The sequence below is a fragment of the Ruegeria sp. BG10 genome (genome assembly GCF_056538575.1).
In genome coordinates this window covers 214,709-229,345 of sequence record NZ_JBQFTI010000004.1, presented here as the reverse complement: position 1 = coordinate 229,345, position 14,637 = coordinate 214,709, and the positions used below count along the sequence as shown (strand labels likewise).

Sequence of the window (14,637 nt, the reverse complement as noted above, 5' to 3'; positions counted from 1 at the left end):
GCGTTCAGACCGCCGCTGCGCCGATCTTTGACACCTGCGTGATCCAGCGCTCGACATGGCCGGCTTTCGGTGTGCTGGCCCCGGCGAAATAGGTGAAGCGGGTCGGCTTGAAGCCGACGAACCCCAGAATCTGGCCCCGGATCTGACGGATCAGTGCCTGCCGATAGAACAGCCGCATGAACCAGCCCGGCGTATCCGATGTCAGGATGACCCGCGCGGTACGCCCGGACAGCAACGGTGCGGGCAGGCCGGCCATCGTGGTGTTGCGGGTGTCGAAGGTGCGGCCGGGGATGAACATCCGGTCGATCAACCCTTTGAGCTTGGCGGGCAGGCCGCCCCACCACATGGGCGTCGTCAGGACCAGATGGTCGCTCCATTCGAGGTCCTGCAGCACCTGTTCCAGAACGGGTTCCAGCGGCTTGAAGTCGTGATAATTGCCCTGACCAAAATCATGATCGAACTGCAATTCACTCAGGTGCACCATCCGGACCTCGTGCCCCTTCTTGCGGGCCGCGTCGCCATAAGTCTGGGCGAAGGTGCGTGACAGGCTGCTTTCGGCAGGGTGTCCGTCGAGGATGAGAATCTTCTTGGGTTGCATCGGGAATCTCCAAAAATGACCGTGGTCAATTTATAGAATCAAAAAATGACCACGGTCAATAAAAAATTTGACCGCGGTCAAAAACTGTGCAAATTGGAGCTATGGCCAAGACCATTCAAAAACGAACGCTGAAGACCCGGGCGCGCCTGATGGCCGCGTCCGAAGAGGTGATTGCCAAAGGCGGGTATGAGGCGCTGAGGGTTGAAGAAGTCGTTCAGGCAGCCGGTGTCGCCAAGGGCACGTTCTTTGCGCATTTCCGTGACAAGGATGCGCTGATGGAGATTCTGATCGGTGAAAAGCTGAACGCGTGCCTGGACGTGGCCGAAGCGAACGGCCCGGCCAACACCGTGCCTCAGATGATCCGGGCGTTGGCGCCCGTTCACAAATTCATGACGTCAGAGCGCTATGTGTTCGACCTGATCATCCGGTATTCGGGTGCCGCGGCCGTTGCTGAAATCGGACCGATAGCGCATTGCTTTGAAAGGTATTTCCGGGTGGTTGCAGCCTGGCTTGAAACCGCAGATATGCGCAAGGACATTGCGCCGGACCTGCTGGCCGAAGGGGTGCAGGCATTTGCCATTCAGGCCATGTCCTTGAAATTCTGCGCGCTGCATGAAACGCAGTGCTTCTCGGACCGGCTCGAAATCTATTTGAACGCGTGGTTGACCCCTGAGGTGTGATCGCGGGGTTTCAGTTCTGCATTGTCTTCAATCCCGGTCTGGGCAATCAATCTCATCCGCTCGGAAGTCCCCTGGACCCCGCCGCGCAGATGAGCTTGAAACTTCGTATTCTTTCTCAATAAGTGCACTGCGAAAGTCGAACAATGGCTCGGAGCTCTGCTCAAGGCAGAGAGTAGAACGGGCTGCACGACGACACAAAAAAGGCGGGCAAAGCGGCCCGCCTTTCGCTTGACTACAGTGCGCCCGTCAACTGTGGATCGGGCCGTCACCGCAGGCCAGCGCGGCTTCGCGCACGGCTTCCGAATAAGTCGGGTGGGCGTGACAGGTCAGCGCCAGATCCTCGGCAGAGGCGCCGAACTCCATCGCCACGCAGACCTCGTGGATCAGGTCGCCCGCCGCCGGACCGATGATATGCGCGCCCAGGATGCGATCGGTTTCCTTGTCGGCCAGAAGCTTGACGAAGCCGTCTGCGGCAAAGTTCGCCTTGGCGCGGCCGTTACCCATAAACATGAACTTGCCGACCTTATAGGCGCGGCCCTGTTCTTTCAGGGTTTCTTCGGTCTCGCCCACATTGGCGACTTCGGGCCACGTGTAGATCACACCCGGGATGACGCCATAGTTGACATGGCCATGCTTGCCCGCGACCTGTTCGGCGGCGGCCATGCCCTCATCTTCGGCCTTGTGGGCCAGCATCGGACCTTCGGTCACATCACCGATGGCGTAGATGCCCGGCACATTGGTCTGCCAGTCCGGCCCCACCTTGATCTGGCCGCGCGGGGTCATCTCGACGCCCAGAGCCTCAAGCCCCAGACCATCCGAGAACGGCTTGCGGCCGGTGGCGACCAGCACGGTGTCGGCGTCGATCACATGTTCGCTGTCATCCTTGCGCAGTTTGTACGTGACCTTGGCCTTGGTCTTTGTCGCTTCCGTCTTTTGCACCGCAGCGCCCATGACAAATTTCAGACCCTGCTTCTTGAGGATGCGCTGGAATGTCTTCTGCACCTCGGGGTCCATACCCGGCGTGATCACGTCGAGGAACTCGATCACCGTCACCTCGGCACCCAGGCGCTGATAGACCGAGCCTAGCTCCAGCCCGATGACGCCCGCGCCGATGACAACCATCTTTTTCGGAATCTTGCCCAGTGACAGCGCGCCGGTCGATGTCACGACCACCTTCTCATCCACCTCGACACCCGGCAGCGAGGCCGGCTCGGACCCGGACGCAATGATGATGTTTTTGGCTTCGTGAACCTCGTCGCCAACCTTGACCTTTCCGGCGGCAGGGATCGAGCCCCAGCCTTTGAGCCAGTCGATCTTGTTCTTCTTGAACAGGAACTCGATGCCCTTGGTGTTGCCCTCGATGGTCTCTTCCTTGTAGGCCTGCATCTGTTTCCAGTCGACCGACGGGCTTTTGCCCTTCAGGCCCATCTTGGCAAAGTTGTGCTCGGCCTCATGCAGTTGGTGGCTGGCATGCAACAGCGCCTTTGACGGGATGCAGCCCACGTTCAGGCATGTACCGCCCAGCGTCTCGCGCCCTTCGACCACAGCGGTTTTCAGACCCAGCTGGGCACAACGGATGGCGCAGACATAGCCGCCGGGACCGGCGCCGATTACGATGACGTCATAGTTAGCCATTATACTCTCCTAAATCGACCGGGTTACCCGGTGCCGGCACGGCCCCGGCATTGCCGGGGCTGGGCATAATCTTCTTCAAACAGGGTCCAGCAGCTTGATGCTGATATGCGCGATGCCGCCCCGTTCGTGGTGCATCGCCAGTTCCTCGGACCCGAAAAATGCCCTGGCCTTTTCCAGATCCAGAACTTCGAACATGGCGATGGCATGGTCGCGCTGATCGGGGTCGCGCCAGACATGCAGGTCGCGGATGCCCGCGGCTTTGCGCATCGGCTTGTCCTCGCGGAACACTTTCAGCCAGGCATCGAAATCGGCCACATCGGCCTGCCAGAGTACATGCGTTGCCATCCTTTTAGCTGCCCTTTCTTTGCCTATCCAAATACGTCAGCAATTTCGCGCCCTGCAAGACGCAGACGCAGGAAACGAGGTCTCTGGTCAATTCGCGCCTGCATTCATCGTGGCAGTAATCCCATCAGTAATTCTTTTTGCCATTACCGGATATTCGGCTTCACATTTAGAGTAGCGGAGAAAGTAACTCTGATCACGCCATTCTCGATTATAGCTTTTTCCGTATTTCCGGTAGATTATTTGCATCCCACCTTCGTAAGTCAAAAGTGTTCTGCAGAGATACGAAAGGCTCTCATTTTGTTCACAACTTCCAAATTCAACACAAGCTGACCAGGTAACTAAATGCTGCCTATATGGCGTTAGCGCAACCAGCAGGTCATCCCACTTGTGGCGATCAGTCGGCTGTTGAACGGCACTCAATAGCGATGATGCTCCAGAAACGACTTCAGCTTCACCGAATCCCTGAATCATCTCAGAAGTGTTTTCGAACCGGACCATTTGCTGATCTCGCTCGCTGTTTCTAAGTTCAGCGAGAGCAAAGAAAATACCGCCAAGGATTGCAATCGTTTTGATGTATTCCAAGACCAGGGATTGCTGCTCAACATTCACGATCACAGATCCATCAGCAGCCGGCGCGGATCCTCCAACGCTTCTTTGACACGAACAAGAAATGTGACCGCCCCTTTGCCATCCACGATCCGGTGGTCATAGGACAGGGCCAGATACATCATCGGGCGGATCTTGATCTCGCCATTGATGACCATCGGACGGTCCTGGATCTTATGCATGCCCAGAATGCCCGATTGCGGCGGGTTCAGGATCGGCGAGGACATCAGCGAGCCATAAACACCACCATTCGAGATGGTGAACGTGCCGCCCTGCATCTCGGCCATGGACAGCTTTCCGTCACGGGCGCGCCTGCCTTTTTCGGCGATGGCCTTCTCGATCGCTGCAAAAGACATGCTGTCAGCGTCCCGGATGACCGGAACAACCAGACCCTGCGGCGTACCGGCGGCCACGCCCATATGCACGAAGTTCTTGTAAACGATGTCAGTGCCGTCAATCTCGGCATTGACCTCGGGAACTTCTTTCAGCGCATGACAGCAGGCTTTGGTGAAGAAGGACATAAAGCCCAGACGCACGCCGTGCTTTTTCTCGAACTGGTCCTTGTACTGGCTGCGCAGGGCCATGACCTCGGTCATGTCCACTTCGTTATAGGTGGTCAGGATCGCGGCGGTATTCTGCGCGTCCTTCAGGCGCTTGGCGATGGTCTGGCGCAGACGGGTCATGCGCACGCGTTCTTCCCGACCGGCATCCTCTGCCGCGACCGGAGCGCGCGGAGCCTGGGCTGCGGGGGCGGGCACAGCCGCCGCAGGCGCTGGGGCCGAAGCCGTGGCAACCGCTTTTGCGACGTCTTCTTTCATGATCCGCCCGTCGCGGCCCGTGCCGGTCACCTGATCCGCCGACAGGCCAGCTTCGGCCATCGCTTTCTCGGCGGAGGGTGCATTGGCCACGTCCTTGCCGCCGCCGTCACCGGTGCCCGCCGCCGGAGCAGCGGCAGGCGCTGCCGGTGCCGCCGCAGCACCCGCGGCCGCGCCCGAGATCACGGCCAGCTTTGCGGTGGCATCCACGGTCGCGCCTTCAGGCGCCACGATTTCGGCCAGAACACCGGCAGCCGGGGCCGGAACCTCGACCGAGACCTTGTCAGTTTCCAGCTCGCACAGCATTTCGTCCTGCGCGACGTTGTCGCCAACCTGCTTGAACCAGGTCGACACGGTTGCCTCGGTCACGGATTCGCCTAGCGTCGGCACCATCACGTCAACGCTGCCACCCGTTGCCGCCGGGGCCGCAGCCGCCGGGGCCGGAGCCGCCGCCGGGGCAGGGGCCGCGCCCTCACCCGCAGCAATCGTCGCCAACAGCGCGTCGACGCCAACCGTTTCACCTTCGGCGGCAACAATTTCGCCCATAACGCCGGCGGCGGGAGAGGGTACCTCGACGGTGACCTTGTCGGTCTCCAGCTCACACAGCATTTCATCTACGGCAACGGCGTCGCCGGGTTTTTTGAACCATGTCGCAACCGTGGCTTCGGTTACCGACTCGCCAAGCGTGGGAACGCGAACTTCAATGGACATCGATTATTTTCCTTCAATGCTCAGCGCTTCGTTCACCAGCGCTTCTTGTTGGGCTTTGTGTTGGCTGGCCAGACCCGTCGCGGGCGAGGCCGAGGTGGCGCGGCCGACATAACGCGGCCTTGTGTGCTTGGCGCCAATGCGGGTCAGGACCCATTCGATATTCGGTTCGATAAACGTCCAGGCCCCCTGGTTCTTGGGTTCTTCCTGACACCAGATGATCTCGGCCCCCTTGAACCGCTCAAGTTCGTTGATCAGCGAGTGCGCCGGGAACGGGTAATACTGTTCGATCCGCATCAGGTAGACATCGTCGATCCCACGGGCATCGCGTTCCTCCAGCAGGTCAAAATAGACCTTGCCGGAACACATCACGACCCGCTTGATCTTGTCGTCCTTGACCAGCTTGGTGTCCGAATTGCCGTGCTGTGCGTCGTCCCACAGCACCCGGTGGAAGCTGGAACCGGTGGTGAACTCTTCCGCCTTGCTGACCGCCAGTTTGTGGCGCAGCAACGATTTCGGCGTCACCAGGATCAGCGGTTTGCGGAAGGTGCGGTGCAGCTGGCGGCGCAGGATGTGGAAGTAATTCGCAGGCGTCGTACAGTTCGCCACGATCCAGTTGTCCTGACCGCACATCTGCAGGAACCGCTCCAGTCGTGCGGACGAGTGTTCGGGCCCTTGCCCCTCAAACCCGTGCGGCAGCAGGCAGACCAGACCGGACATGCGCAGCCATTTGCTTTCGCCAGAACTGATGAACTGATCGAACATGATCTGGGCCCCGTTGGCGAAATCGCCGAACTGCGCCTCCCACAGGGTCAGCGCGTTGGGCTCCGCCAGCGAGTAGCCGTATTCGAATCCCAGCACCGCATATTCGCTGAGCATCGAGTCGATGACTTCGTAATGCGACTGCCCTTTGCGGACGTTGTTCAGCGGGTAATAGCGTTCCTCGGTTTCCTGATGCACAAAGCCGGAATGGCGCTGGCTGAAGGTGCCGCGCGTTGCGTCCTGCCCAGACAAGCGCACCGGATAGCCCTCGGTCAGCAGGGACCCGAAGGCCAGCGCCTCGCCGGTGGCCCAGTCGAACCCGGTGCCGCTGTCAAACATCTTTTTCTTGTGGTCCAGCAGCCGCGCCACGGTCTTGTGCACCGCGATATCCGCCGGCGCGTGGGTCAGGGCATTGCCGATCTCGGCCAGCGTTTCCGGAGTGATCGCGGTGTCGCCGCGCACATATTCCTCTTTGCTTTTGTCCATGTGGGACCAGCGCCCGTCCAGCCAGTCAGCCTTGTTGGGCTTATAGTCCTTGCCGGCCTCGAACTCGTCATTCAGATGCGCCTGGAAGGCGGCCTTCATGTCCTCGATCTCGCCTTCGGGGATCAGCCCGTCTTTGACCAGACGCTCGGTATAGAGGCTCAGCGTGGTCTTATGGGTCTTGATCTTCTTGTACATGATCGGGTTGGTGAACATGGGCTCGTCGCCCTCGTTATGCCCGAACCGGCGATAGCAGAAAATGTCGATGACCACGTCCTTGTGGAACTTCTGGCGGAACTCGGTCGCTACTTTGGCGGCATGTGTCACAGCCTCAGGATCGTCACCGTTCACGTGGAAAATCGGGGCCTCGACCATCAGCGCGATGTCCGTGGGATAGGGGCTGGAGCGGCTGAAATGCGGTGCGGTGGTGAAACCGATCTGGTTGTTGACCACGATATGCATGGTGCCACCGGTCTTGTGCCCGCGCAGCCCGCTCAGGCCGAACCCTTCAGCCACTACGCCCTGACCGGCAAAGGCCGCGTCACCGTGCAGCAGAATGCCCATCACAGCGGTGCGGTCCTCGTCCTTCAACTGATCTTGCTTGGCGCGGACCTTGCCCAGCACGACAGGGTTCACCGCCTCAAGGTGGCTTGGGTTCGCGGTCAGCGACAGATGCACGCTGTTGCCATCAAACTCACGGTCGCTGGAGGCGCCGAGGTGATATTTCACGTCGCCCGAACCGTCCACATCCTCGGGCTTGAAACTGCCGCCCTGGAATTCGTTGAAGATGGCGCGATAGGGCTTGCGCATCACATTGGCCAGAATGTTCAGACGACCCCGGTGCGGCATGCCGATCACGATGTCCCGCACACCCAGCGCACCACCGCGTTTGATGATCTGCTCCATCGCGGGGATCAGGGCCTCACCCCCGTCCAGACCAAACCGCTTGGTGCCCATATACTTGACGTGCAGGAATTTTTCGAAGCCTTCCGCCTCGACCATCTTGTTCAGGATCGCCTTGCGGCCCTCCTTGGTGAACTGGATTTCCTTGCCATAGCCTTCGATCCGCTCTTTCAGCCACGCGGCCTGCTCGGGATTCGAGATATGCATGTATTGCAGCGCGAAGGTGCCGCAATAGGTTCGCTTCACGATATCGACGATCTGCCGCATTGAGGCCATCTGCAGCCCCAGCACGTTGTCGATAAAGATCGGCCGGTCCATATCGGCGTCGGTGAACCCGTAGGTCTTTGGGTCCAGTTCAGGGTGCGTACTGGCCGCGCGCATGCCCAGCGGGTCCAGATTGGCGGCCAGATGGCCCCGGATGCGGTAAGCCCGGATCAGCATCAGCGCCCGCAGGCTGTCCAGCACTGCGCGCTTGATCTGGTCGTCGCTGACCTCGACGCCCTTGGCGGCAGCCTTGTCCTTGATCTTCTTGCCCGCTGCCTTGGCGTCGATCTCGGCCCATTCCCCGGTCAGCGCTCCGGTCAGATCATCCGCTGGCATCGGTGGCCAGTCGGTCCGCGCCCAGGACGGGCCTTCGGCCTCGCGCTGGATGTCGGGTGCGGCATCACCCATGGCCCGGAAAAACTCGGCCCAGGCGGCGTCTACGGCACCGGGGTCCCTGGTGTACTGGGCGTAAAGCTGCTCCAGATATTCGGCATTATGCCCCTGCATAAAGCTTGAGGCATGAAAGGCAGAGTTGGGCGTGTGTTCGGTCATTGGGCTACCTCATATGGGTTGGGACCGTATTGGTTGGTGCCTGGCTGGCTGGGGCGGGCCAGCCACCACAGAACCAGGAGGGGCGACACAAACAGGACAAGCAGTGTCGGAATGACGATCAGCAGCGTGGCGCGGGTGAACAGGATGTCCAGATTGCCGCCATGCTGGAAATGGGACGCAAGGCCGATGCCAAAGATCAGGACCGCGCCGGCCCCGACGATCAGCAGGATCGGCAGCAGAGCATAAAGCCCGCTGCGCCCGGTATCATGCATCCGCCGCCACGCGACGGCCAGATGCGGGAGGAACACGATCAGGGTCACAATGCTCTGCACAGGTGCCGCGGACGTGGCGGTGACGGATTTCACCTCATCGCTCTGGCTGACCGAGACTTGTGTGAAGAACCGCGCGTCGATGACCCCGGCGATAAAGCTCCAGATCACGACGAACAGAAAAAAGAACCAGTATTCGGGCCGCGAGGCACGACCCGAGAAGGTGAGGAACTTGGAGAAACAGGTACGGATGGCGTCAGAGAAGGTCATAGTTTGGCCTCCAAAGGGTTTGGTCCGTACTCATTTATTCCGGGTTCTGATGGAGTCGTTCCCCACAAGATGATTACGAGAAGTGCAAGCAATGAAAGTATGAGCTGTGGCACGCCCAAAAAGAACGCAACTATCAGTGCCAAGGGAATTGAGATCATGCCCAGAAAACCCGCGAAAAACGTCAAAGCAGGTCCGAAGAAAAAAGCTAGGAAAAGTGCCAGCAAAGCGTACCAGGCAGGAAAACCGATATCATGTACTCTGCGCAATAAAACTGAGGAGAAAGGGATAAGTAGCACAAGGGAAACAACGAGGCTCAGTAGTCCCGGGCCGTAGTGGATCACCGTAGAAACTTCACGAGATTTTTCGCCAGTGAACAAGTCAGTAGTAATGGTTTCACGTTTGTACGCTATTGGATCAAGGACGAATAAATCGAAAGCTATGGTGCCCACCAATACAACCAGTATCGGCACCGCATACTTCCAGTAGTCCGAGCGGGATGCCCGCCCGGAAAAAGTAAGTAGGTGTGCAACGCTGGCTTTCATAGCTTTCGACGACTTCGATTACCCAATCGCTTCCAGCACAGCCTCACCCAGCTGCGCCGGGCTTTCGGCTACGACAATACCGGCCGAGCGCATGGCTTCGATCTTGTCCTCGGCACCGCCCTTGCCACCGGCGACAATTGCGCCCGCGTGGCCCATGCGGCGGCCCGGAGGGGCTGTGCGGCCAGCGATGAAACCGGCGGTCGGCTTTTTGCGGCCTTTCTTGGCCTCATCCGCCAGGAACTGCGCGGCTTCTTCTTCGGCCGAGCCGCCGATTTCACCGATCATGATGATCGACTCGGTCTCGTCATCGGCCAGGAACCATTCCAGCACGTCGATATGTTCGGTCCCCTTGATCGGGTCGCCGCCGATGCCGACGCAGGTGGACTGGCCCAGACCCACATCGGTGGTCTGTTTGACGGCCTCATAAGTCAGAGTGCCCGAACGGGACACAACGCCGACCGAGCCGCGCTTGTGGATGTGGCCCGGCATGATGCCTATCTTGCAGGCGTCGGGCGTGATGACACCGGGGCAGTTCGGGCCGATCAGGCGCGAGCTTGAGCCTTCCAGCGCGCGTTTCACCTTCATCATGTCCAGAACCGGGATGCCTTCGGTGATGCAGACGATCACTTCCATCTCGGCATCGATCGCTTCGAGGATCGAGTCCGCCGCGAAGGGCGGCGGTACATAGATCACCGAAGCGTTGGCTTCGGTCACATGCTTGGCCTCGTGGACCGAGTTGAATACGGGCAAGCCCAGATGCTCCATCCCGCCTTTGCCGGGGGTCACGCCACCGACCATCTTGGTGCCATAAGCGATGGCTTGTTCGCTGTGGAATGTGCCCTGCGAGCCGGTAAAGCCCTGACAGATCACTTTGGTATTTTCGTCGATGAGGACTGCCATTTTAGGAGTCTCCTGAATTTGCCGCGCCGTGAGCGCGAGTGTTAAGCCTCCGAGGCGATAACCGCCCCTCCAAGTTTTTTTCCTTCGGCTTTGCCGCCATGGGAGTGATGCAAACGAATGACTTTAAATCGTTCCGCGCCATTTGATTGGACAAACACGGATTCGACTTTGGCACGGCGCATGGATTTTTCGATTTCGGCCATCGCATCCTTCCAGTGATCGAAGAATCCCAAGTCGCGGTAGAGGTTGCCGGATTGCCTGATCAGCGCTGCCGAAACAGGACCATCTTTCAAAGTGCAAACTTCACGCATTTGGGAAACGTAAATTGTGTCTGTTCGATTTGGATCGGCCAGCCGGTTTTCCTTCACCACAAAGACCACAATGACCAATGCTGCGAAAGCTAACAGGGCGATGGCTTCTCCCACTCCCATGTTGGATTAACCCTTAACCGCCTTCACGATCTTCTCGGCACCGTCTTTCAGGTTGTCCGCCGCGATCACGTCCAGGCCCGACGTATTGATGATCTCTTTGCCTTTCTCGACATTCGTGCCTTCCAGACGCACGACCAGCGGAACCTGCAGGCCGACCTCTTTCACCGCGGCCACAACGCCCTCGGCGATGACGTCACAGCGCATGATGCCGCCGAAGATGTTGACCAGAATGCCTTTGACCTGCGGGTCCGAGGTGATGATCTTGAAGGCCTCGGTCACTTTCTCTTTGGTCGCACCGCCACCTACGTCAAGAAAGTTGGCAGGCTCAGCCCCATAGAGCTTGATGATGTCCATCGTCGCCATCGCCAGACCGGCGCCGTTGACCATACAGCCGATCTCACCATCCAGCGCGATGTAGTTCAGGTCGTATTTGGAGGCTTCCAGTTCCTTGGGATCTTCCTCGGTCGTGTCCCGCAGTTCGGCGATGTCGGGGTGGCGGTAGACCGCGTTGCCATCAAAACCGACCTTGGCGTCCAGCACTTTCAGGTCGCCCTTGTCCGAGATGATCAGCGGGTTGATCTCCAGCATCTCCATGTCCTTCTCGACGAAGGCGTTATAGAGCTGGCTCATCAGCTTGACGCATTGCTTGACTTGCGCGCCTTCCAGGCCCAGCGAGAAGGCGATGCGGCGGCCGTGATAGGGCTGATAACCCGTCGCGGGATCGACCGAGAAGGACAGGATTTTCTCGGGCGTGGCTGCGGCCACCTCTTCGATGTCCATGCCGCCCTCGGTCGAGCAGACAAAGGAAATGCGGCTGGTCTGGCGGTCCACCAGCAGCGCCAGGTAGAGTTCGCGTTCGATGCCGGACCCGGCCTCGATATAGATGCGGTTGACCTGCTTGCCCGCGGGGCCGGTCTGGTGGGTAACCAGCGTGCGGCCCAGCATCTTCTTGGCTTCCTCGGCCGCTTCCTCGACCGATTTGGTCAGACGGACGCCGCCCTTTTCACCGGCGTCGACCTCTTTGAACGAGCCCTTGCCGCGGCCACCCGCGTGGATCTGTGCTTTGACAACCCACAGAGGGCCGTCCAGTTCACCGGCTGCGGTTTTGGCTTCCTCGGCGCGCAGAACCGCGCGACCTTCGGAGACCGGAGCGCCATAGCTGCGAAGAAGCGCTTTGGCCTGATATTCGTGAATGTTCATCGAAACTGTCCCGTCTGACTACGATTACATCGTTATAGGGGGGTCTAGGGGACAAGGTTAAAGGCTTTTTTGATGATCGGCGGGTTTTTCACGAAGATTTTCAGTATTTGTGATCACAGCTTTTTGGGGTGTGATCACAAAAACGACGGGCGTTCCGGCTTGATTCGATCATTCACCGGCAGGGGCACAAAAGACATTCAAATAAGGCGTTTGCGACGTTTGCGCCAACATCCGCGACCCGGATCGCACTGAAACAGGGCGAAGGGCAAAAGAAAACCGGCCCGCAACGGGGCCGGTTCAATAACTTCGGCGCGAAACGTTTAGCCGAGCGAGCTGTCGATGCCCTTGCACGCCTCAATCAGGCCCTTCACGGCATTGACCGAGTTGTCGAAACCGGCCTGCTCCTCTTCGTTCAGGGTGATGTTGACGATCTTTTCGATGCCGCCGGCGCCGATCACCGTGGGCACGCCCACATACATGCCGCTTACACCCAGCTCGCCATCGCAGTAGGCGGCGCAGGGCAGGACGCGCTTTTGGTCTTTCAGATAGGCTTCGGCCATTTCGATGGCCGAGGTGGCCGGCGCGTAATAGGCCGAGCCGGTTTTCAACAGGCCGACGATCTCGGCGCCACCGTCACGGGTGCGCTGCACGATTGCGTCCAGTTTGTCCTGCGTGGTCCAGCCCATTTCGACCAGATCGGGCAGCGGGATGCCGGCAACGGTCGAATAGCGCACTGACGGCACCATGGTGTCGCCATGGCCACCCAGCACAAAGGCGGTAACGTCACGCATCGACACTTCGAACTCTTCCGCCAGGAAGTGGCGGAAACGGGCCGAATCCAGAATGCCCGCCATGCCGCAGACCTTGTTGTGCGGCAGGCCCGAGAATTCACGCAGCGCCCAGACCATCGCGTCCAGCGGATTGGTGATGCAGATGACGAACGCATCGGGTGCGTTGGCGGCGATGCCTTCGCCGACCGATTTCATGACCTTCAGGTTGATGCCCAGCAGGTCGTCGCGGCTCATGCCCGGCTTGCGGGGCACACCGGCGGTCACGATGCAGACATCCGCGCCTGCGATATCGGTATAGGACTGGGTGCCCTTCAGCGTGGCGTCGAACCCTTCGGCGGGACCCGATTCAGCGATGTCCAGCGCCTTGCCTTCCGGGATGCCTTCGGCGATGTCGAACAGAACGACGTCACCAAGTTCTTTCATTGCTGCGAGGTGGGCGAGCGTGCCGCCGATCTGACCTGCGCCGATCAGCGCGATCTTGGGTCTGGCCATTTGGAATATCTCCGGTCGGTTTTGAAATCGCGGTTTTGCTAGTCCTTTAAGCCGCATCGCGCAAGGGTCCTGCAACGCGGCATGCGACCGCATACCGTTTGCAACGGTAACGGTGATTGCGCTAAACGGCCTGAGAGACAAGCCTAAAAGCCGGACGTTGCATGTTCGAACTGAACCTGATGTTTTTTGCCGTGGCGATCCCGGCCGTGATCTTTGCGGGTATCTCGAAGGGCGGGTTCGGCTCGGGCGTGGCGTTTGCGTCTTCGTCGATTCTGGCTCTGATCCTAAACCCCGGTCAGGCGCTGGCGCTGATGTTGCCGATCCTGATGGTGATTGATGTAGCCACCCTTGGCCCCTACTGGAAACGCTGGAGCTGGCCGGATTCGCGCCTGCTGATCCTGGGTGCCGTTCCGGGGGTTGCACTGGGGGCCTGGCTGTACCGCGCCACGGATGACGATCTGCTGCGGCTTCTGATCGGAGGAATATCGGTCGGATTCGTGATCTGGCACGTGGCACAGACCCGGGGTTGGGTGCGCGGATTTACCACCCGTCTGCCGCCTCCGGCCGGGCTGTTTGCCGGGCTGGTCGCGGGGTTCACCAGTTTTGTAAGCCATGCAGGCGGCCCGCCTGCCGCCGTTTACCTGTTGTCACAACGCCTGACGAAGACCGAGTTTCAGGCGAGTACCGTTTTGGTCTTCTGGGTCGTGAATGTCGCGAAATTTGTGCCTTACGCCTATCTGGGTCTGTTCACATGGCACACAGCCCTGGCGGATCTGCTGTTGACCCCGTTCGCGATCCTGGGCGCGTGGCTGGGCGTCCGGGCGCATTTCATGCTGTCCGAACGCCTGTTCTTTGCCATTGCCTATGTGCTGCTGACCCTGACCGGTAGCAAGCTGATCTGGGATGCGCTGACCTAAGCATTGGGCGGCAGCGCCTCGGCCATGTCCTCATAAGCCTGTCCCGAGGCGACAAGGCAGGTCATCCCGTCGGGCAGAGTCACCGTGATCGTCCAACTGCCGCTTTGGTCCGAGGCGTACACCTCCATCACCGCGCCCTGACGCGCGATGCCGATGCCCCGGCGCGTTTCGCCATAGGTTTCAGCCAGCCGCTTCACCACATCCGCACGTGGGGCGCAGGTTCGGGCGTGCACCTGCTGCGCGGCCAGAACCATGATCCCCAGGCCCATCGTCATCTTGAAAAACGTCTTTTTCATCCGCGCATCCTTTCCGATTCCATCTGGCCATCAGGGTGCGGGCCGCGGACCGAAATCCCGTTAAGGCAACGCGCGTTGCGTCCTGAATTGGGTGAATGCTGCGCTGCGGCGATTTTGCGCTTGAACTTTCCGGTAAAAAATGCCCCATTCCGCGCAATAATATTTCAAAGGGAAAGAT

General features: G+C 59.5%; 15 protein-coding genes. 2 read left to right on the top strand and 13 right to left on the bottom strand.

What is annotated here, in order from left to right:
• Nucleotides 1-4: 4 nt before the first annotated feature.
• Entirely contained in the window at nt 5-598 is a 594-nt protein-coding gene (locus tag ACR0D8_RS16345) for an NAD(P)H-dependent oxidoreductase (RefSeq protein WP_480648081.1), read from the bottom strand.
• A 101-nt stretch (nt 599-699) separates the two neighbouring features.
• On the opposite strand from ACR0D8_RS16345, the gene ACR0D8_RS16340 reads away from it, so the two are divergent.
• Nucleotides 700-1,278, top strand: coding sequence for a TetR/AcrR family transcriptional regulator (locus ACR0D8_RS16340; RefSeq protein ID WP_480648079.1), 579 nt, complete (start codon nt 700-702; stop codon nt 1,276-1,278).
• 246 nt (nt 1,279-1,524) lie between these two features.
• Here ACR0D8_RS16340 and lpdA read toward each other — a convergent pair whose 3' ends face one another.
• From lpdA to mdh, 11 genes are all read right to left on the bottom strand, one after another.
• A complete protein-coding gene (gene lpdA / locus ACR0D8_RS16335) occupies nt 1,525-2,913 on the bottom strand; it encodes a dihydrolipoyl dehydrogenase (RefSeq protein WP_480648077.1) in 1,389 nt (462 codons plus the stop codon).
• Nucleotides 2,914-2,988: 75 nt separating this feature from the next.
• The gene (locus tag ACR0D8_RS16330) at nt 2,989-3,258 is read right to left on the bottom strand and encodes a hypothetical protein (RefSeq protein WP_475154567.1); all 270 of its coding nucleotides are present in this window, start codon (nt 3,256-3,258) and stop codon (nt 2,989-2,991) included.
• A gap of 87 nt (nt 3,259-3,345) precedes the next feature.
• Nucleotides 3,346-3,867, bottom strand: coding sequence for a hypothetical protein (locus ACR0D8_RS16325; RefSeq protein ID WP_480648075.1), 522 nt, complete (start codon nt 3,865-3,867; stop codon nt 3,346-3,348).
• Between the two features lie 2 nt (nt 3,868-3,869).
• Nucleotides 3,870-5,390, bottom strand: coding sequence for a 2-oxoglutarate dehydrogenase complex dihydrolipoyllysine-residue succinyltransferase (gene odhB / locus ACR0D8_RS16320; RefSeq protein WP_480648073.1), 1,521 nt, complete (start codon nt 5,388-5,390; stop codon nt 3,870-3,872).
• Between the two features lie 3 nt (nt 5,391-5,393).
• On the bottom strand, nt 5,394-8,351 hold the full coding sequence (locus ACR0D8_RS16315; RefSeq protein WP_475154561.1) for a 2-oxoglutarate dehydrogenase E1 component: 2,958 nt from the start codon (nt 8,349-8,351) through the stop codon (nt 5,394-5,396).
• A complete protein-coding gene (locus tag ACR0D8_RS16310) occupies nt 8,348-8,890 on the bottom strand; it encodes a DUF805 domain-containing protein (protein ID WP_480648071.1) in 543 nt (180 codons plus the stop codon). The genes ACR0D8_RS16315 and ACR0D8_RS16310 overlap by 4 nt, the downstream gene beginning before the upstream one ends.
• A complete protein-coding gene (locus ACR0D8_RS16305; RefSeq protein ID WP_480648069.1) occupies nt 8,887-9,432 on the bottom strand; it encodes a DUF805 domain-containing protein in 546 nt (181 codons plus the stop codon). Before ACR0D8_RS16305 ends, ACR0D8_RS16310 begins: the two co-directional genes overlap by 4 nt.
• Before the next feature lie 18 nt (nt 9,433-9,450).
• Entirely contained in the window at nt 9,451-10,332 is an 882-nt protein-coding gene (sucD, locus tag ACR0D8_RS16300) for a succinate--CoA ligase subunit alpha (protein WP_117870362.1), read from the bottom strand.
• Between the two features lie 41 nt (nt 10,333-10,373).
• Nucleotides 10,374-10,763, bottom strand: coding sequence for a hypothetical protein (locus tag ACR0D8_RS16295; RefSeq protein WP_480648067.1), 390 nt, complete (start codon nt 10,761-10,763; stop codon nt 10,374-10,376).
• Nucleotides 10,764-10,769: 6 nt separating this feature from the next.
• Complete coding sequence (gene sucC, locus ACR0D8_RS16290) at nt 10,770-11,963, bottom strand: ADP-forming succinate--CoA ligase subunit beta (protein ID WP_475154551.1); 1,194 nt, start codon at nt 11,961-11,963, stop codon at nt 10,770-10,772.
• A 320-nt stretch (nt 11,964-12,283) separates the two neighbouring features.
• Nucleotides 12,284-13,246, bottom strand: coding sequence for a malate dehydrogenase (gene mdh, locus ACR0D8_RS16285; protein WP_480648065.1), 963 nt, complete (start codon nt 13,244-13,246; stop codon nt 12,284-12,286).
• A gap of 161 nt (nt 13,247-13,407) precedes the next feature.
• Here mdh and ACR0D8_RS16280 point away from each other — a divergent pair, with 161 nt between their 5' ends.
• The gene (locus tag ACR0D8_RS16280; RefSeq protein WP_480648063.1) at nt 13,408-14,163 is read left to right on the top strand and encodes a sulfite exporter TauE/SafE family protein; all 756 of its coding nucleotides are present in this window, start codon (nt 13,408-13,410) and stop codon (nt 14,161-14,163) included.
• On the opposite strand, the gene ACR0D8_RS16275 is transcribed toward ACR0D8_RS16280, so the two are convergent.
• Entirely contained in the window at nt 14,160-14,459 is a 300-nt protein-coding gene (locus tag ACR0D8_RS16275; RefSeq protein WP_475154535.1) for a hypothetical protein, read from the bottom strand. The two genes, ACR0D8_RS16280 and ACR0D8_RS16275, sit on opposite strands and share 4 nt — an antisense overlap.
• Between the last annotated feature and the right edge of the window lie 178 nt (nt 14,460-14,637).